Below are 18,377 nucleotides of genomic sequence, written 5' to 3' on the forward strand. Positions count from 1 at the left end.
GCCGTTCAGCGGATGCCTTCGCGGCGGAGGCGCTGGGCGAGCTGCGCGGTGACCTTCACCAGGAGCTCGCCCACCTTCCGCGCCTTCGCGTCCGTCGTCTGCTCGATCGGCATCGAGCAGCTGATCGCGTCCGTGCCCGGGATCCGGTAGGGCACCACCGCCGCCACGCAGCGGATGCCGGGCGTGCCCTCCCCGATTTCCGCCGCGTAGCCGCGTTCCTGCGTCGTCGCGCACGCCTCGAGGACGTCGTCCAGCGACACCAGGGTGTTCGGCGTGAGCGCGGGGAGCGGGTCGGGGAGGAGCTCGGCCACCTCTTCGCGGGTCAGCTCCGCCAGCAGTGCCTTGCCCAGGGCGGTGGCGTGCGCGGGCAGCGTGCGGCCGATCTTGGACGTCAGGTACGTCGAGTTCGCCGACTCGCGGGTTTCCAGGTAGATCACCTGGTTTCCGATCAGGCGCGCGTAATGCGTGGTGAAGCCCGTCTGCTCGCGCAGTTCTTCAAGCGCTTCGGTGGCGTAGCGGATCGCCGGGTCGCGGTCGAGGTAGGCGGTGCCGCAGATCAGCGCGCGGACGCCGAGCCGGTACCGGGTGTTGCTGGAATCCGCCTCCAGCCAACCCGCGTCGAGCAGCGTGCGCAGCAGCCCGTGCAGGCTGGAGCGCGGGAATCCGGTCTGGACGTGCAGATCGGACAGCGACAGCCAGGACGGTTGCGCGGCGAAGGTCTCGACCAGGTCGATCGCGCGGCGGGCGGACTTCACGCCGGCGGCGTCGGTACCGCCCGCCGCGCTGGAAACTTCGGCCGGCTGAGGCATCGCGGCATCCTCCTTCGCTCCACGGCAGCGCCACGATCCTAGTCAGTCGTACGACCCGTTCGCATACATGAACACTGTTCACGCAGTCGGCCGGTCCCGGTGCACCGAGGACGACAGTTTCAATTGAAACTGCGGTCAGTTCGGCTCGCCGAGGGCGGCGGTGGTGAACGGGCCGCCCAGGTAGCGGGCCGAGGGGTCGGACGGGGCGGCCCCCGCGGCGAACCGCTCCGAGTCGTCCTGCGGGCGGTAGCCCAGTTCCTCCGCCTCGGCCAGGGAGCAGACCCCGCGGGTGTTGGCCGAGACGCCCCAGATCACGCGGTAGCCCGGCGACGGATGGCCCAGGCACGCCTCGAAGAGGCGGCCTGCGTCGTCGGGGGAGAGCCACAGGGACAGGGCGCGCACGTCCGACGGGCGCTCGAAGCAGGCGCCGATGCGGATGCAGATCACGTCGATGCCGAACCGGGAGTGGTACAGGCTGCCCAGCGCCTCGATCGCGGCCTTGCTCACGCCGTAGTAGGTGTCCGGCCGCGCGGGCGAATCCGCGGGCAGGCCGTCCGGTCCCGCGTCGGCGACCAGGCGGAACCCGGCGGCGTGGTTGCTGGAGGCCAGGATCACCCGGCCGACACCGGCTTTCCGGGCCGCTTCCAGCACGGTGTGCGTGCCGTCGATGTTCACCGCGAGCGTCTCCGCCCACGAGTTCTCCCGGCTGTGGCCGCCGAGGTGCACGATCGCGTCGACGCCGTCGCAGGCGGCGGCCATCACGTCCGGGTCGGTCAGCGTTCCGGTGACCGGCTCGACGGCTTCGCCGGGCTCCGCGGGCGGCAGCGGCTCGCGGTCGAGCAGCCGCAGGACTCGGCCCTCGCGGCGCAGCCGGGACCGCATCATGGTGCCGACGACCCCGGCCGCGCCGGTGATCAGAATGCGTTGCTGCAACGTGGCTTTCCCTTCTGCGTTCAGCGGATTCCGGCCCGGCGCAGGCGCTGGCCGAGTTCGGCGGTGGTGCGCACCAGCAGCTCGGCGGCGTGCCGGGCGTCGGCGTCGGTGGCCTGGTCGGTGGGCATCGAGCAGCTCATCGCGTCGGTGCCGGGGATGCGGTAGGGCACCACGGCGGCCACGCAGCGGATCCCAGTGGTGCCCTCCTCCAGTTCCGCGGCGAAGCCGCGGTCGCGGATCAATGCGCATTCCGCGTGCAGGGCAGGGAGTTCGACGATGGTGTTCGCGGTGAGCGCGGCCAGCGGACCGGCGCAGAGCGCGGCGACCTCGTCGCGGGTCAGCTCGGCCAGCAGTGCTTTGCCCAGGGCGGTGGCGTGCGCGGGCAGCGTGCGGCCGACGCGGGAGATCAGGTGCACCGAGCGCCGGGATTCCCGGCTTTCCAGGTAGACGACCTCGTTGCCGTTGCGGCGCGCGTAATGCGCGGTGAACCCGGTCTGCTCGCGGACCTGCTCCATCGCCTCGGTCGCGTAGGGCACCACCGGGTCGCGGTCGAGGTAGGCGGTGCCGCAGATCAGCGTGCGGATGCCGAGCCGGTAGCGGGTTTCCGTGCGGTCGGCCTGCAGCCAGCCGGTTTCCAGCAGGGTGCGCAGCAAGCCGTGGAGGCTGGAGCGCGGGATGCCGGTGCGGGCGTGCAGTTCGGCTAGCGACAGCCAGGATTCGTGCCCGGCGAAGGTTTCCAGCAGCTCGATGGTGCGTCGCGCCGACTTCACCCCGGCCGAGTCCGTCGCGGTGGCGATGCGGGCCGGCATGCCGACCTCCTCCCCGGGCAGCGCCCAGACGCCGGTTGACATGTGATCGCGGTCATACTAGCGTCCTCCGGCAGATTTCCGATAGTCGAATTAATTCACAACCCAGTATCCATTCAAGTATGTGAACGCCGGAAGGATCGGCCCAGTGCATGCTCTCGACTGGACAACGGTGTGCGGCTACTTCGGCCTGATGCTGGTCATCGGCTGGTGGTCGCACCGCAGGGTCAAGACCGACAAGGACTTCTTCATCGCCGGCGGCCGGATGCCCTGGTGGCTGGCCGGGATCTCGCACCACATGTCCGGCTACAGCGCCGTGCTGTTCGTCGCCTACGCGGGCGTGGCCTACACCGACGGCATCACGGTCTACTTCTGGGGATTCGCCAGCATCGGCATCGGTGTGGCCATCGGGTCGTGGCTGTTCGCGGCCCGCTGGAACCGCCTGCGCGCCCGCTTCGGCGTGGCGTCGCCGCTGGAATTCCTGGCCCGCCGCTACAACATCCCCACCCAGCAGGTGCTGGCCTGGAGCGGCTCGTCGCTGAAGGTCTTCGACGTCGCGGCCAAGTGGTTCGCGGTGGCGGTGCTGCTGCACTCCTTCGCCGGGCTGCCGCTGATCTGGGGCATCGTCATCACCGGCACCGTCACCCTGCTGTACTGCACGGCCGGCGGGCTGTGGGCCGACGCGCTGACCGACTTCGGCCAGTTCGTCATCCAGGCGGCGGCCGGGATCGTGATGATCTGGGCGGTGCTGGCCGAACTCGGCGGCGTCTCCGGGTTGTGGACGCTCTGGGACCGGCTGCCAGCGGGGCACACCTCGCCGGTCACCGGGCAGTACACCACGGTGTTCCTGCTGGTGTACGTGCTGGTGAAGACGCTGGAGTACAACGGCGGGATGTGGAACCTGGCGCAGCGCTACATGGCCGCGCCCGACTCCCGCGCCGCCCGGCGCGGCGCGGTGCTCTCCGCCGCCCTGTACCTGGTCTGGCCGCTGGTGCTGATGTTCCCGATGTTCGCCGCGCCGCTGTTCGTGCCGGACCTCGCCGACCCGACGACCTCGTACGCGGCGATGACCCAAGCGCTGCTGCCGCCGGGCATGATCGGGCTGGTGCTGGCCGGGATGTTCTCCCACACCATGGCCATGGTCGCCTCGGACGCCAACGCGATCTCCTCGGTGATCACCCGCGACATGCTGCCGGTGCTGTGGCGGAAGGCGCGCGGGTTCGACGAGTTCCAGCGGTTGCGCACCGGCCGCATCGCCACCTTCGGCTTCATCGCGCTGAGCATGGTCGTGGCCACCCAGGCTGAGCACCTCGGCGGCGTGCTGTCCATCGTGGTCTCCTGGGTCGCCGCGCTGATGGGTCCGATCTCGGTGCCGCTGCTGCTGGGCATGCTGCCGTGGTTCCGGCGGTGCGGCTCGCGGGCGGCCATCGCGTCCTGGGCCGGCGGGCTGCTCACCTACGGCGTCCTCTACTACGGCCTCGACGCCGGACCCACCGCCACCGTCGCCACCCCGATCCTGGTGTCGCTGGCGCTGTACGTCGGCCTGGGCCTGGTCGCCTCGGAGCGCACCGAGCGGGTCGACGAGATGCTCGAAGCCCTGGACCAGGAGTCGGCCGCGGCCGCACCGGCGACCGTCCAGCCTGGACGCGCTGGCGGAGGTGGGCTGACGTGCACGTGACGGGCTACGCCTATCCGTGGGACGTGGGGCCGGAATTCGCCGACCGGGTGCGGGATCTCGGCGTCGACGAGGTTGCGGTCGCGGTGTCCTACCACAGCGCGCGGGCCGCGACGCCGTGGTCGAAGCAGGGCACCAGCGTCACCGCACGGTACGCGGCGCTCTACCGGCCGATCCGCGACGGGTGGGGCAGGCTGCGCCCCGCGCCCGCCGACTGGGTCGACTCCGCCGACAGCGCCGGAGACGCGATCCGTGCGCTGGCGGCGGCCGGGATCCCGGCCGCCGCGTGGCTGGTGCTGACGCACAACTCCTTGCTGGGCGCGGAGTTTCCCGAGTTCGCGGTGCAGAACTGCTTCGGGGAGATCTATCCCTGGGCGTTGTGCCCTGCGCAGGCGGAGGTGCGGGCGTTCGCCGCCCGGCTGACCGCGGAATCCCTGGCGGAGCTGGATGTCCGGTCCGTCGTGCTGGAGGCGTGCGGGCAGCTCGGCGCGATCCACCAGCACCAGCACGAGAAGACCGACGCGGTGTGGTCGCCCGCCACGGCCCGGCTGCTTTCGGTGTGCTGCTGCGCCGCGTGCGCCGCCGGCTGGGCCGAGCACGACGTGCTGCCGGAGGCCGCCCGCGCGCTGCTGCGGGAGGAGGTCCGGCGGCTCATCGCCGAAGGCGACCTCACCGCCACCGAGGACCGGCTGCCCGGCGAACTCCGCGCGGCGTTCCTGTCGACCCGGCAGCGGGCGACCGACCGGCTGCGGCAGGACGTGCTCAAGGAGATCGGCGGCGACCGCCGCGTGGTGCTGCACGGCGCGATCGACCCGTGGGTGACCGGAGCGCTGCCGGGGCTCACCCCGCAGGCCGCCCACGACGTCGACGCCGTCGTGCTGCCCTGCTGGGTGCCGGGCGCGCCGACGGTCGCGAACGTCGCCGCCACGGCCGGATCGATACCGGCCGCAGTGGACATCGGCGCCTACGTGACGGCTGCCGGGCCCGAAGTGCCCGACATCGCCGGGTACGTCCGGGAGCTGGGGCGGGCGGGCGCCACCGAACTGCACCTCTACCACCTCGGGCTGGCCGGGCCCGCCCGCTGGCCGGACCTGCGCCGAGCCGTCGAGCAGGCGCACGGCCGGCCGACGTGAGCCGGGAATTGCCGCGCGAATTGCGAATCAGCCGGCGCTCACCCGGAAGTCGCGGAACTGCGCGTGCACATCCCGGCTCGGGCCCCAAGAAGTGTCGTGGCCGCCGAAGAACGTGGAGAAGAAGATTCCCGAGAACGGGATTCCGGCGACGTCCTGGATGCCCTGCTCGCGCAGCACCTCCTGGCCGTCGTACCGGATCGCGATGGTGCCGCTGCTGCGGTCCACCGACTGCTCCACGGTGTGCCACTGCCCGTCGGCCTGCCACGCCCACGAGCCCAGCCCGACGTCCTTGCCGTAGCCGTCGCCCTGCGACGGGTCGTAGACGTACACCGTGGCCTTCGGCTCGTCGCTGCGGATCCGCCACATGTACCGGGTCGACCACGCGTCGCCGTGCTGGCCGCCGCTGGCCTGGCCGGGTGGCCCGCCGTAGAGGCCGGGCAGCTTGCCGCCGCGTTCGCCGAAGTCCCAGTCGCTGGGGAATCGCACCTGGTAGCTGAGGTTCAGGACCGCGGCGTCGGCCAGGTCGTCGCGGCCGATCGAGCGGAAGTCGGTGTAGAACTGCCCGCCGCCTTCGCTCGGGCAGTCACCGCACGACGGCGCCGACGAGCCCTTGCCGTAGAACACGTCGAGTTCCTCGCCCTGCGGCTGCATCCGGTCGAAGCCCCAGTCGCCCTCGGCGACGAACCCCCACTGCTGCTTCCAGGAATCGCCGGGGAAATCGGCGAATCCGCCGGTCCACGGCTCGGCCGCCGGGGCGCCGGGAGCCGCGGCCGCGGGCAGGGCGGCCAGCGCCAGCACGGCCGCCAGCGACAACCCGGCGAGACCGCTCGTCCGCCGGAAAGCACGTCGTTTGGTCACGTCGTACACCTCGCATCCGATTCGACGTCGACCGGGCGGCGGTGCGGTCTGCCGGGAGAACCCCGGCAATCGCAAAGCAGACACCAGAAAAGGGCGATCGGTCAAGCCCGGCAACAGTTTCCGACCCGAATTTCCGTGCCGTTCAAGAATGTGATCGCGGCATTGGCGAGACTCAGCGAAGGGCATCGTGCTCGACCGATCCAGCAACAACCGCCACCGATCCGGTTACAGAACAGGGTCGGTTCGGTGAACTTTCACGATGTATACGCGATGTGCTCGGAGTTACGGTTAGAACGCGTGAATCCGATCTCGATCGAGTGATCTTGATCCGATACAGTGCGTTCGCACCAGGGGGACACGGACGTGGAAGTGGAGAGGAGCGCCCCGCCGATACCACTGCGCCATGACACGCGTCCGCACGACGTTCAGATCGCTTCGCCCGGGCGCGGGCGAGGCAAGACGATGGAAAGTGCTTGGAAGTGACAACCCAAAACGAGTCTTTCGCACCCCCTGGAGAAGCGAGGAGACGCCGGGCGAAACGCTCCGACACCTCGATCAGATCCCGGCTCACGTGGGCGGTCGCCATCCCGTGGGTCGTCGTCGGCGTCCTCTGGGTCTTCGGCTGCTCGCTGTTCGCCTTCGAGGCCATCTACACCCAGCAGGTCGCCGCCAGCGTCCGGCAGATGTCGCTGCCCGCGGTGACGGCCCTGGACCACGTGCAGCGGGAACGCCTGCGCAGCCTCGAAGTGATCACGCGGCCCGGCACCGGCGGCCCCGAACTCGCCGCGCAGCAGAAGGAAACCGACGAGGCGCTGGCCGCGATGCAGGCGGAGGCCAGTTCGCTCATCGACTCGGCCCCGGTGGAAGTCCAGCAGCCGATGCGACAGCTGACCGGCTACTTCGAACGGCTGCCCGGCCTCCGTGCCCGGATCTCCAGTGGCCAGGCCTCGGCCAACGAGATCAACGAGTTCTACAACGGGCTGTTCGACACCGCCACCGGCCTGTTCGACGTCCAGTCCCGGATCGTGCCGGACCCCGAAACGCTGCAGGGCGGTCTCGCCGCGACCTCGCTGTTCCGGGCCTCCGACATGTTCTCCCGGGAAGCGGCGCTGGTCGGCCCCGCGATGACCGCCAATGAGCTGACGCCCGACCAGTACCGCCTGCTGGTGAGCTACATCGACGCCCACCACACGACGATGGCGGTGAACGCGAACAGCCTCCTGCCCAGCGTGCAGGCCGACTACCAGCGCCTGGTCGAAAGCCCGGCTTGGAAGCAGCTGATCGACGCCGAGAACCGGATCATCGCCGGGGGCTCGTTCAAGGGCGGCAACCCGCCGGTGCGGCCGGACGAATGGCAGCGCATCACCAACGAGGTCGGCGCCGGCATGTCCGACCTGGTGTTCAAGCAGGCCGACGAGGTTTCGCAGGGCGGTGTCGCCAGCGGTACGGCCACGCTGTGGAACGTGCTGTGGGGCAGCCTCGCCGCCCTCGCCGTCGCGGTCGTGTCGTTCCTCTTCGCCCGCCGCGTCTACCGCACGGTCGTCGACGAGGCGCTGCTGACCCGGCTGCAGGACCTGCGCACCGAGTCGCTGGCGATGGCCGAGAAGCTGCCCGACGTCGTGCGCCGGCTGCGCGACGGCGAGTCCGTCAACGTGGAGACCGAGATGGTCCCGCTGGCGCACTACGGCACCGACGAGGTCGGCCAGGTGGCGCAAGCTATCCAGCTGTTCCAGGAGGAAGCGGTCACCGCGGCCGTCGGTGAAACCCGGGCCCGGCAGGGCGCGCGAGTGGTGTTCGTCGGCATGGCGCACCGAATCCAGCGGTTGCTGCGGCACATGCACGGCACCATCGACCAGCTGGAGCGCAACGAGGAGAACTCCGCGCAGCTGGCGAAGCTGTTCGACCTGGACAACTCGACCACCCGCGCCCGGCGCACGGTCGAGAACCTGCTGGTCCTCGGTGACCAGCAGCCGGGCCGCCGGTGGAGCCGGCCGGTCGCGCTGATGGACGTGCTGCGCTCGTCGGTCTCCGAGATCGACCAGTACTCGCGCGTGGTCATCGGGCACGTCCCGGAGGTGATGGTCAACGGCGCCGCCGTCGGCGACGCGATCCACCTGATCTCCGAGCTGATCGACAACGCGACCGCGTTCTCGCCGCCGAACACCCAGGTGCACGTGGACGCCACCGCGGTGGCGCGCGGTGTCGCCGTCGACATCGCCGACCAGGGCCTCGGCATGGACCCGGGGACCCGCGACCGGGCCAACTCGATGATGTCCGAGCCGCCGGAGTTCGACCGGCTGGTGCTGGAGAACAACAAGGCCGAGCAGCTGGGCCTGTTCACCGCCGCGCGACTGGCGCACCGCCGCGAGATCGCCGTGGAGTTCGGCATCTCGGCCTACGGCGGAACCCGTGCCACGGTGCTGTTCCCCGACCGCATCCTGGAGGCCGACACGGCGGTCACCACCAGCAACGGCGGCGGCGCGTTCCCGCCGCCCAGCAACGGTGGGAACGCCGCGCTGAACGGCAACGGGAGTGGTGGCGGTCACACCAACAGTGGCGGCAAACACCAACTCGCCGAACCGGCGGTGGTGCCGCGGCCGCGGGAGTTGAGCTGGAATGGTGTCATGACCGACCAGCCCACCCAAGCGCCCTCGGCACCGGAGCCGAAACCGGCTGAAACCACTTACGAGTGGCCCGTGTCGGAGCCGATCCCGCAAGCGAACCCAGCCACGACGCAGTTCGAGCCCCTGCCGCCGGAGCCGACTCCGGCCCCGGCCCCGATGCCTTCGTCGGAACGGCGGCGGGCCGCGGGCGGTCGTCCGCCGCTGCCCAAGCGCGTGCCGCAGACCCATCTCGCGGATGGGCTGCGGGAGGACCCGGACCAGGAGGAGCAGGCCATCGTCGCCTCTCCGAGCAAGCTGGCGGGCTTCCGGCGGGCGTTCCGAGGCGGCTTCGGCGACACGCCCGACGACCGCTCGTGAGCAGACCAGACAAAAAGCAAGTGTGTGTGAGGTGGGCATGACCGAAACAGCTTCGAAACTGAGTTGGTTGCTGGACGACTTCGTGCAGGGCGTGCACGGCGCGGACCACGCCGTCGTGTTGTCCAACGACGGCTTGGTGATCGCCAAGTCGGCCGGGCTGGACCGCGACTCCGCCGACAAGCTGGCGGCCGCGTCGTCGAGCATGCGCAGCATCGGCAAGGGCGTCAGCAAGGACTTCGGCCGCGGCGTGGTGGCGCAGACGCACGTCGAGATGGAGCGCGGCTTCCTGTTCATCTCCGCCGCCGGCAACGGCGCCTGCCTGGCCGTGCTCAGCGCGTCCGAGGCGGACATCGAACTGGTGGCCTACGAGATGGGCCGGCTGATCACCCGGGTTGGCACCTTCTTGTCGGCCGCTCCGCGGGAACTTCGCGGCGTGGCGGCGGAAAGGTTCTGACCGTGGACGAGGCGTGGTATGACGATGAAGCGGGCCCGATAGTCCGCCCATACACGATCACGCGCGGTCGCACCCCCGGCAAGCACACGCGGCTCGACACGGCGACGCAGGTGATCACCGCCGAGCCGCGTCCGGAGGCACCGAGGCTGGAGCTGGCCCCCGAGCACCGGCTGATCCTGGACGCGTGCATGCGTCCGGTGTCGCTGGCGGAGCTGAGCGTCATGCTGACCCAGCCGTTGGGCGTGGTCCGGGTCCTGTGCGGCGACCTGCTCGACCATGGCGCCGTCTTCGTGCGCTCGCCTCGTACAGAAGTCAGCCGAGACATCTTGGAGCAGGTTTACCGTGGGCTTTGCAGACTCTAGATTGGCCGGAGGCCGGTCACCCCAGAACAGAGACGGCGGCTCGTCGTCCGACCGCAGCGGCGAGTCCAACGCGGCGCCGATTCCCGTGAAGCTGGTGGTCGCGGGCGGTTTCGGGGTGGGGAAGACGACCCTCGTCGGTGCGGTGAGCGAGATTCCGCCGCTGACCACCGAAGAGGAGATGACCGTCGCCAGCGAAGGCGTCGACGACCTCACCGGTGTCGAGCGCAAGGAGACCACCACGGTCGCGCTGGACTTCGGGCGCATCACCATCTCGGAAGAGATCGTGCTGTACCTGTTCGGCGCGCCGGGCCAGAACCGGTTCTGGCCACTGTGGAACGACCTGGCGCTCGGTGCGGTCGGCGCCGTCGTGCTGGTCGACACCCGGAAGCTGGAAGAGGCGTTCGCCTCGGTGGACTTCTTCGAGCGGCGCGGCATCCCGTTCGTGGTGGCGGTCAACATCTTCGACGACGCGTACCACTACGAGCCGGAGGAGGTGCGCGAGGCGCTGGTCATCCCGCCGGAGGTCCCGATCGTGATCTGCGACGCCCGGGACCGCGAGCTCGCGAAGAACTCGCTGATCACGCTGGTGCGCCACGCGATCGACCGGGCGCCGGCGGACGTCGGCTGAGGTGTGCGGCAAAAAGGGGCGTGGCCGGGAAGATCCCGGCCACGCCCCTTTTTCGGTGTTCAGACCGCGATCGGTTCGGTGCGGCAGCGGAAGTGTCGCAGCACCTGCGGCGCGTGGCTGATCCGGTAGCCCGGCACCCGCTCGGGGTTCTTGGCGATCCCGGCGAGGATGTCGGCCACGTACTCCAGGTGGCTGTGGTCGTAGACGCGGCGCGGCAGCGCCAGCCGGACGAGTTCGAACGGCGCCGGGGTGACCAGCTCGTTGTTCGCGTCCAGCTCGCCGAGGTACAGCGAACCCAGCTCGGCGGCGCGGATCCCGCCCTCCCGGTACAGCGCGCAGGCCAGCGAGTGGCCGGGGAAGTGGCGCGGCTGCAGGTGCGGCAGCAGGCGGCCCGCGTTGAGGTAGATGCCGTGCAGGCCCGACGGGCGCACCGTGTCCACCCCGACTTCGCGCGCGCGGTCGGCCAGGAACGCGGCCTCCCGCTCGCGGTCGGCGAGGTAGTGCGGGTCCAGCACCTCGCGCAGGCCCTGGGCGAGCTGCTCGAGGGTGTGGCCGGTGAGGCCGCCGTAGGTGCGGAAGCCCTCGGTGGCGATGATGTCGACCTCGCAGCGGTCGGCCAGGTCGGTGTCGTGCAGGCCGATGAACGCGCCTTCCGGCGACAGGCCGTCCTTCTTGAGGCTCGCCACCGCGCCGTCGGCGAGCTCGAACGCGCGCCGCGCCACGGCCCGCGGGCTCCACTGCTCGTAGCCGGGCTCCCGCTGGGTGACCAGCCAGGCGTTCTCGGCGAAGCGGGCGGCGTCCAGGATCAGCGGCACGCCGTGCGTGCGGGCGACCGCGCTGATCGCCTCCAGGTTGGCCATCGACACCGGCTGCCCGCCGCCGCCGTTGTTGGTGATGGTGACCAGGATCTGCCCGACGCGGTGGCCGTCCGGTCCGGCGAGGACGTTGCGCACCGCCTCGACGTCGATGTTGCCCTTGAACGGCAGGTCGGCGTCGAGGTCCTGCGCCTCCGGGCAGGGCAGGTCCCAGGCCGCGGCGCCGAGCCGCTCCACGTTGGCCCGGGTGGTGTCGAAGTGGGTGTTGCTGAGGCTGATCTTGCCGGGGCCGAGCAGCGCGGTGAACAGCACCCGCTCGGCGGCCCGGCCCTGGTGCACCGGCAGCACGTGCCGGTACGGCACGATGTCGCGCACCGATTCGCGGAACCGGTAGTACGACTCCGCACCCGCGTATCGCTCGTCCGCCCGCTGAGCCCAGGCCTGCTGGTCGACCGACACCGCGCCGGTGCCGGAGTCGGACAGCAGGTCGATGCTGACCCGGTCGGCCTGGATGTTGAACGGGTTGTGCCCGGCGCGGTCCAGTTCTTGGATCCGCTGTTCCCGAGTGGTGATCGGGATCGGCCGCACGACGGCGGCGACGAATGGGCGGAGGTGCGGCATGTTCGCGTTGCTCCTAAGTGGATTCGGAGTGGGTTACCGGTCCCGCCGGGGCGTCCCGCCGTACGCCTCGGAGGAGACGTACACGGTGGTCCCGGTGCGGTTCGGGCTCAGCCGGAGCGACACGTGCGCGAGCAGGCCCGCGTTGTCCTCCAGTCGCCGATCCGTGACCGCATCGATCACCTCATCGACCACGGCCGGGTCGATGCGGTGCATGCGGAGATGTTGCTGCACCCGTTCCCGCGCGACGGCGTCGTTGGGCACGTAGTCGCGGATCGGCAGGTAGAGGCTGTAGTTGCTGGGCTTCTCGTGGTCTCCCTCGACGAAGGAGTAGCTCGAGATCAGCGGCCGGCCGGTGAAGACCTCGGTGCCGGGGGCGAGCACCGAGCACAGGGCGCGCGCCAGCCCAGGGTCGATGCAGGGCACGGCGGAGGCGGCAAACTCGGCGTCGGCGGGCCGCGCGGCGTGCTGGCTGACGTAGAGCTTCACCCGCGACTGCGGGCTGTGGTCCAGGTCGACGGCGAAGAACGTCAGGCGGTCGAGCTCGCCGCGTCGCAGCGCGTACTTGCTGATCGTCGAGTAGGCCTCGGGCAGGCCGAGGCGGGCGAACGCCTCCTCCACCAGGTGCGGGGCCGACTCCGCGCCGCACACGCCGGGGTTGAAGTACACCTTGAACTTCGGCGCGCCGTCGGGGGTGAAGATCAGCGAGAACCACCAGGAGAACTTGCCCTGCGGGGAGGCGCTGGAGAAGAGGTCCTGCACGGAGTGCAGCCGGTCCAGGGACAGGTCGTACCGGCCGGCCAGGGCGTCGATCAGGTCGCGGGCGGCCTGCAGGTTCGCGGCGGGGCCGGGGGCGGCGGGGATGGTCTCGGCGAGGATCCGGAGGTGCCGCGAGCCGTTGTCCTCGAACTGGACGGAGAACTCGACGGGGGTGTTGTCGTCGGCCACATCGGACGGCCACAGGGGAGGCTGGGACAGCGGTCTGGACCGGGTGGCGGAGAGGACGTCCCCGAGTAAGCGGACGGGATCGGTCTCGTCGATGCCCACTATGCGACAGAGGTTCTGCAACTGGTTTCCGGCTACTTCACCCAGCGTGGCATCGACAGCGCGCATTGGAACCCCGATCCGTGCGATTTCGTCATGCGACAAGTTTCGGATTCAAGTGACGGCCGGTCACGATAATACGCCGGTTCCAGGCTCGCCACCCCTCGCAGGGTGATCTTTCACATCTCCCAATCCGCCTGGCGGAACTCGAAGCGAATACGTAGCGTTACGGCAGCTCGCGGACGCATCTCCGAGATCAACTTGTAATGAAACTAAGGTTCACCAGGCAGATTGAAACTGCTAGGGACTCCAATTGGAACTACCGTTAACCACGGCTGGTAACTATTTCGAAGTTCATCTCGACTTGACCGTTCTGGAAGACCGTGTTCACGCCCGTTTGGTTGGCCAAGTCAACAATGAATTTGTCGTAATGTCGACAATCTCGACAATTGCAATCCGGAATCCGGGTCGGCCCCGGCGGTCGACCCGTCCCGCCGGGGCCGCCGGTGTCACCGGCCGAGGTGCATGCCGCCGCTGACGTGCAGGACCTGACCGGTGATGTGCGAGGCCTCGGGCGAGGCCAGGAATGCGATGAGTGCGGCGACCTCGTCGACGCGGCCGAGCCGGCCGTCGGCGGACCGCGAGGCGACGAACTCCCTGCGCGCGGCGGGGAAGTCGCCGCCGCGGAAGAAGTCGGTGCCCTCGGTCGGGCCAGGGGAGACGACGTTGGCGGTGATGCCGCGGGCGCCGAACTGGAAGGCCAGTTCGGACGTCCAGGGCTCCAATGTGGCCTTGACGGCGCCGTAGCTGCCCTGCCCGGATCGCGCGGTGACGGAGCCCAGGTTGACGATGCGGGCGTCGTCGGCGAGCCGGGGCAGCAGGGCGTGCGTGACGAGCACGGCGCTGAGCACGTTCGCCTCGAAGTTGGCCGACCACGAGTCGCGAACGGCCTTGAGGTCGTTCGCGGCCGGAGCGCCGTCGACGAGATCGGTGTTCCCGCCGGCGGCGTTGACCAGCACGTCGACCCGCTCGGGGAGCTCGCCCAGCGCGGCCTGCAAGGCGGCCGGATCGGTGGCGTCGACCGGCACCGCCCGCGCGGTCGCGCCGAGTTCGGCGACCGCCTCGGCGAGCTTCTCGGGGCGTCGTCCGAGCAGCACGACCTGATCGCCGGCGGCCACCAGGCGGGAGGCGGCGGCGCGGCCGATCCCGGTCCCACCGCCGGTGATCACTGCATTGCGAGGCATGCTTCCTCCTAGTTCTTTAGGTCTAAAGAATGACCCGATGCTAGCTCTTCTTTAGGCCTAAAGACAACCGATCTAGACTGGGTGCATGAGCAGCGACGCCGTGGACGAGATCGTCGACCAGTGGGCGCGAGAACGCCCGGGCATGCCGGTGGACTCCATCGGTGTGGTCGCCAGGATCCTGCGCATAGCCAAGCTGCTGACCGACGAGCGGCGCCGGGTGCTGGCGGAGCTGGGCATCGACAACGCGATCCTCGACCTGCTCGCCACGCTGCGCCGCGCCGGATCGCCGTACCGGCTGAGCCCGGCCGAGATCGCGGAGAACTGCCTGGTCAGCGGAGGGGCGATCACGCAGCGTGTGACCAGGGCGGAGGAGTCGGGCCTGGTGCGGTCGCAGCGGTCGGCGTCCGGCAAGCGGACGGTGACGGTCGAGCTGACGCCGCGTGGGCACGAGGTCATCGAACGGAACATCGAGGTGCTGATCGGCCGGGAGCGGCAGCTGCTCGCCGGGATGCCGGTGGACGATCAGCGACAGCTGGAGGGGCTGCTGCGCGACCTGCTGGCCCAGATGAGCCGGGACTGAGGCGACTCACTTCTCCCGGGGCACGCGACCCATCAGGAAGAATTCGTCGTTCGGGCGCAGCGCCATCAGGTGCGCCAGCCGGTTGGACATGGCGAAGAACGCGGTGATCGCGCCGATGTCCCAGATCTCGTCGTCGGACAATCCCGCAGCGCGGGCCGCAGCGAGCTCGCGCTCGCCGAAGCGCGCCGAATCCTGCGCGACGGACAGGGCGAGGTCGACGATGGCTCGCTGCCGGTCGCTCAGCGCCGCTCCCCACGGGTTCGCGGCCACCAGGTCCGCGAGCTGGTCGTCCTTCGCCCGCACCCGGAGGATCGCGCCGTGCGCGACGACGCAGTACGTGCAGTGGTTGGCAGCCGAGGTGGCCACCACGACGAGTTCCCGCTCGGCCTTCGACAGGCTGGAGTCGCGTTCCATCAGCGCGTCGTGGTAGTCGCAGAACGCGCGAAGCTCGGCGGGCCGGTGGCCGAGCGCGAGGAACACGTTGGGCACGAACCCGGACTTCTCAGCGATGGCGCCGATCCGGTCCCGGAGGTCTTCGGGGAGGTCTGTCAACCGAACCGACCCGAACCTGCTGATCTCTTTGCCCATGCAGGCACGGTATTACTGCGGCGGCGAGCAGTCGATGGCGTCGGGGCTGATGCCGGACGGGCTCCGGTAGACTTCCCCGGCCAGGGGCGAAGAGTGGAAGCGAGAGTCTTGATGGCACGTGATGGGGACCGCGGCGGTTCTTCGGGGGTCATGAGCCGGATCGATCGGTTCGTCTGGATCCCCGTGGTGCCGATGCTGGTCCTGGCGCTCGTGACGACGCTCATCGGAGTGCCACTGCTGGGCTTGATGCTGCTGATCGGCGCACTGGTGCTGGTGGGCTTCGACCTGTGGGTGAACAGCCGCCGCAAGTCCTACCGCCCGCGACGTGAGCCGGAACCCGAACCGCCCCGCCGCCGCGAGCCCGCCCGAGAGCCCGCCCGCAGGCCGGCGCGCCAGGCCCCGCCCCAGCGCGCGGCAGCCCCGCGCGGAGGCACGGCCCGAAACAGCGCAACGCGCGTCGCCAACCAACCGCGCCGCAACCCGGCAGGTCAGGGGTCCAGGCAGCAGCAGCGCCCCGCAGGTGGCCGTCCCGGCCCGCGCCGCTGACCGCCACCCGCCCAGTCACATCGAGGGCGCGGGCGAGCACTGCCCAGGTTGCTGAACATCGGCAGTGCGCCGGTGCTGCTTGAGGCTCGCAAAGCTGGTCCCGGACGGCCGTAGAGATCTTTTTTCCTATGCGGTGACGAATGACCGGCCGTTGATCAAGGAGAAGCGCGCGAGCGACAAGATCGTCACGACCACAGTGTCGGCCGATCTTGCAAGAGGGCCACGGTTCGGATTGATCAGGACGCCATTCTGATCTTCTCGTCACTATGTTCGAATTGCGGAGCGTTAAGGACTGCTGGACGGCCCGTTGCTGTTCTCGGCGTCATTGGCTCGAGTGACGCTCTAGTAAGCCTCAAGCGCCACCCGGAACGATCTGAACTGCATTCAGGCGTCACGATTCGCCCGCCGGGTCCCGTGGTGGGGGGATGAGTTCCCGGAGGTGTTCGCGGTGTTGGGTGGGCAGTGCTGTGCCGCCTGGTCTGGGTGTTCGTCTGGGGTCCACTGTGGGCGGTGGGATGAATTCGGGTCGTCCGTCGTGCATGGTGATGTCCCAGCGTTGGTTGTGGAGTGTGCGGTGGTGGTGTGCGCAGAGCATGATCATGTTGTTGAGGTCTGTGGCACCGCCGTCGACCCAGTGCTCGACGTGGTGCGCTTCCGGAGTCCCTGGCGGGCGGTCGCACCCGGGGAAGGCGCACACGCCATCACGCCGAAGCAACGCGGCTCGAATGTGAGTGGGCGCGGTGCGTTTCGTCCTGCCGACGTCCAGTGGGAGGCTGTGGCCGTCGAGGACGATGGGCAGGATTTCGGCGTCGCAGGCGATGCGGCGTGCGTTGTGGGCGGTGATGGCGCGTTCGGTGTTGAGTGTGCCGGGCATGCCGTCCTCGCCGATGACCTCCAAGCCTCGCTTGAGGTCGTCGAAGTCGATGGCGATGGTCATCTGCGGCCGTTGCCCGCCGGTACGAGGCATCCCGTCGTGGTCCAGCGCCAAATCCAGCAACGCTGCGAACCCATCGGCGTTGCGCTGCCCCGCAGTGCGGGGATCTTTCTCTCCATCGATCTCGGGCCGGGGCGCGGCCAGCGGTTGCATGAGCGCGGCGAACTTCGCACCCGTCTCCCGGTCCAGCTTCGCCTTGATGACAGTCATGCCGTCCCGGGTGGTCGCGTAGTGCAACTCGCGTGCTTCGTGCTGGGCTTCCTCGTCGCGGTAGGCACCGTCCTGATCCAGCAGGTAGCGGATGCGTTCGGCGAGTTTCTCCAGTTCCCTCGGCGACATTGTCCGCGCGTACCCGGCGAGAGTTGTTTCGACGTCGGTGACCTGGTGGCAGTGGGCGTAGTCGGGCAACCGCCGGATGCCGTTGACGATGACACGCGAGTGCTCCAGTCCGATCGCCCCCTCGGCCAGGGCGGCGGCGGTGTCGGGGAGGTCAGGAGGCATGAGCTCGCCGTGGAAGGTTTGCCGGTCCTCGATATTGCGGGCGACTGTGACACGCGTTTTCGCGTCACGCGGGTCGATGTTGAGCAGTCCCTGCAACCAGACTTGCAGCGATCGGGCGGTGGTCTCGGCGTGAATTGCCCGGTGGTCGGCCTCGGCGATGTATTGCAGCTGTTCCCACATCAGCATCCGCATCTCGGTTTCTAGCTCTTGGATACGGGCCGCGAGCTCGGCATCGGTGCATGACACCGCTGACTGTGCGGGCATGGCCTGCACAGTCGTGTCCTGGGTGTTCAGTAGCGGTGTCATACCTCCATTCTCCTGGTTCGAACTTGTGTTCGCACTGTTTTTATGGTCGCTTGATCAGGTGAAACACCCCGCCGAAAGCGGCGAAAACCACGACGTGCCAAGGGAAAGTGTCACGACACGCCGAAGGCGACCTCATCCACCACGAAACCCACCGCGCCACCATCGGCCATGCGTGCCATGCGCCCGGCTTCCGAGCGGTCGATTTCCCACGAAATCGCGCCATCCCCACAACGGCCCACTCCCTGCGACGGATCACCCCGAAACCAAAACCCCACCAGCCCCGGCCGACCCGAAAACGGCCGCCCCGCAACGCAAGCCGCCAATCCGCTAGCCCACTCCGGGCCATCCCCGCGATACAAAGCCGCTCTGGGGCTGCGGGTCGGATGTCAAGCCTGAAACCCCGAAGGGGCGGCCGCCAGGCCGGGCTTGACTTCCGGCGCGCAGCCCCCACGATCCACCCATCGCGGGGATGGCCCCAAAGGCACACGGAACCTCTAAAGGTCCCAACCCCGAACAACACCCCAGCAAAACACCAAATCCCGCCCCACGAACACCCCCCCAA

General features: G+C 69.4%; 17 protein-coding genes. 8 read left to right on the forward strand and 9 right to left on the reverse strand.

What is annotated here, in order from left to right:
* Nucleotides 1-5: 5 nt before the first annotated feature.
* The 3 genes from E1288_RS04290 to E1288_RS04300 form a co-directional block, all read right to left on the reverse strand.
* Nucleotides 6-809, reverse strand: a complete 804-nt coding sequence (locus tag E1288_RS04290; protein WP_132480999.1) for an IclR family transcriptional regulator — start codon at nucleotides 807-809, stop codon at nucleotides 6-8.
* A gap of 135 nt (nucleotides 810-944) precedes the next feature.
* Entirely contained in the window at nucleotides 945-1,742 is a 798-nt protein-coding gene (locus E1288_RS04295) for an NAD-dependent epimerase/dehydratase family protein (RefSeq protein ID WP_268951792.1), read from the reverse strand.
* A 20-nt stretch (nucleotides 1,743-1,762) separates the two neighbouring features.
* Nucleotides 1,763-2,551: an IclR family transcriptional regulator gene (locus E1288_RS04300; RefSeq protein ID WP_132481124.1), complete on the reverse strand. Its 789-nt coding sequence runs from the start codon at nucleotides 2,549-2,551 to the stop codon at nucleotides 1,763-1,765.
* A 145-nt stretch (nucleotides 2,552-2,696) separates the two neighbouring features.
* Between E1288_RS04300 and E1288_RS04305 the strand changes: the two genes are divergently transcribed.
* The gene (locus E1288_RS04305; protein ID WP_132481002.1) at nucleotides 2,697-4,226 is read left to right on the forward strand and encodes a sodium:solute symporter family protein; all 1,530 of its coding nucleotides are present in this window, start codon (nucleotides 2,697-2,699) and stop codon (nucleotides 4,224-4,226) included.
* Nucleotides 4,217-5,356, forward strand: a complete 1,140-nt coding sequence (locus E1288_RS04310; RefSeq protein WP_132481005.1) for a hypothetical protein — start codon at nucleotides 4,217-4,219, stop codon at nucleotides 5,354-5,356. Before E1288_RS04305 ends, E1288_RS04310 begins: the two co-directional genes overlap by 10 nt.
* Nucleotides 5,357-5,383: 27 nt before the next feature.
* Here the strand turns inward: E1288_RS04310 and E1288_RS04315 are convergent, their stop codons facing one another.
* A complete protein-coding gene (locus E1288_RS04315; protein WP_235883327.1) occupies nucleotides 5,384-6,214 on the reverse strand; it encodes a polysaccharide lyase in 831 nt (276 codons plus the stop codon).
* Between the two features lie 479 nt (nucleotides 6,215-6,693).
* On the opposite strand from E1288_RS04315, the gene E1288_RS04320 reads away from it, so the two are divergent.
* From E1288_RS04320 to E1288_RS04335, 4 genes are all read left to right on the forward strand, one after another.
* Nucleotides 6,694-9,195, forward strand: coding sequence for a sensor histidine kinase (locus E1288_RS04320; protein WP_132481008.1), 2,502 nt, complete (start codon nucleotides 6,694-6,696; stop codon nucleotides 9,193-9,195).
* Between the two features lie 37 nt (nucleotides 9,196-9,232).
* The gene (locus tag E1288_RS04325) at nucleotides 9,233-9,649 is read left to right on the forward strand and encodes a roadblock/LC7 domain-containing protein (protein ID WP_132481011.1); all 417 of its coding nucleotides are present in this window, start codon (nucleotides 9,233-9,235) and stop codon (nucleotides 9,647-9,649) included.
* Nucleotides 9,650-9,651: 2 nt separating this feature from the next.
* Nucleotides 9,652-10,011 carry a DUF742 domain-containing protein gene (locus E1288_RS04330; RefSeq protein ID WP_093259859.1) on the forward strand — a complete coding sequence of 120 codons (360 nt, stop codon included), beginning with the start codon at nucleotides 9,652-9,654 and terminating at the stop codon, nucleotides 10,009-10,011.
* A gap of 85 nt (nucleotides 10,012-10,096) precedes the next feature.
* Nucleotides 10,097-10,639 (forward strand): GTP-binding protein, encoded by a 543-nt coding sequence (locus E1288_RS04335; protein ID WP_408012912.1) that lies wholly within the window; start codon nucleotides 10,097-10,099, stop codon nucleotides 10,637-10,639.
* Nucleotides 10,640-10,698: 59 nt separating this feature from the next.
* On the opposite strand, the gene E1288_RS04340 is transcribed toward E1288_RS04335, so the two are convergent.
* The 3 genes from E1288_RS04340 to E1288_RS04350 form a co-directional block, all read right to left on the reverse strand.
* Nucleotides 10,699-12,075: a tryptophanase gene (locus tag E1288_RS04340; protein ID WP_132481017.1), complete on the reverse strand. Its 1,377-nt coding sequence runs from the start codon at nucleotides 12,073-12,075 to the stop codon at nucleotides 10,699-10,701.
* A 33-nt stretch (nucleotides 12,076-12,108) separates the two neighbouring features.
* Nucleotides 12,109-13,185 (reverse strand): tryptophan dimethylallyltransferase family protein, encoded by a 1,077-nt coding sequence (locus tag E1288_RS04345; protein WP_132481020.1) that lies wholly within the window; start codon nucleotides 13,183-13,185, stop codon nucleotides 12,109-12,111.
* A gap of 440 nt (nucleotides 13,186-13,625) precedes the next feature.
* Entirely contained in the window at nucleotides 13,626-14,360 is a 735-nt protein-coding gene (locus tag E1288_RS04350; protein WP_132481023.1) for an SDR family NAD(P)-dependent oxidoreductase, read from the reverse strand.
* Between the two features lie 85 nt (nucleotides 14,361-14,445).
* On the opposite strand from E1288_RS04350, the gene E1288_RS04355 reads away from it, so the two are divergent.
* Entirely contained in the window at nucleotides 14,446-14,940 is a 495-nt protein-coding gene (locus tag E1288_RS04355; RefSeq protein ID WP_132481026.1) for a MarR family winged helix-turn-helix transcriptional regulator, read from the forward strand.
* A gap of 6 nt (nucleotides 14,941-14,946) precedes the next feature.
* Here E1288_RS04355 and E1288_RS04360 read toward each other — a convergent pair whose 3' ends face one another.
* The gene (locus E1288_RS04360) at nucleotides 14,947-15,528 is read right to left on the reverse strand and encodes a peroxidase-related enzyme (protein WP_132481029.1); all 582 of its coding nucleotides are present in this window, start codon (nucleotides 15,526-15,528) and stop codon (nucleotides 14,947-14,949) included.
* A gap of 150 nt (nucleotides 15,529-15,678) precedes the next feature.
* Between E1288_RS04360 and E1288_RS04365 the strand changes: the two genes are divergently transcribed.
* Complete coding sequence (locus tag E1288_RS04365; RefSeq protein WP_132481032.1) at nucleotides 15,679-16,074, forward strand: hypothetical protein; 396 nt, start codon at nucleotides 15,679-15,681, stop codon at nucleotides 16,072-16,074.
* Between the two features lie 391 nt (nucleotides 16,075-16,465).
* Here the strand turns inward: E1288_RS04365 and E1288_RS04370 are convergent, their stop codons facing one another.
* Nucleotides 16,466-17,815: an HNH endonuclease signature motif containing protein gene (locus E1288_RS04370; RefSeq protein ID WP_132481035.1), complete on the reverse strand. Its 1,350-nt coding sequence runs from the start codon at nucleotides 17,813-17,815 to the stop codon at nucleotides 16,466-16,468.
* Nucleotides 17,816-18,377: the final 562 nt, after the last annotated feature.

Source organism: Saccharopolyspora elongata, from assembly GCF_004348985.1.
Lineage (GTDB): Bacteria > Actinomycetota > Actinomycetes > Mycobacteriales > Pseudonocardiaceae > Saccharopolyspora > Saccharopolyspora elongata.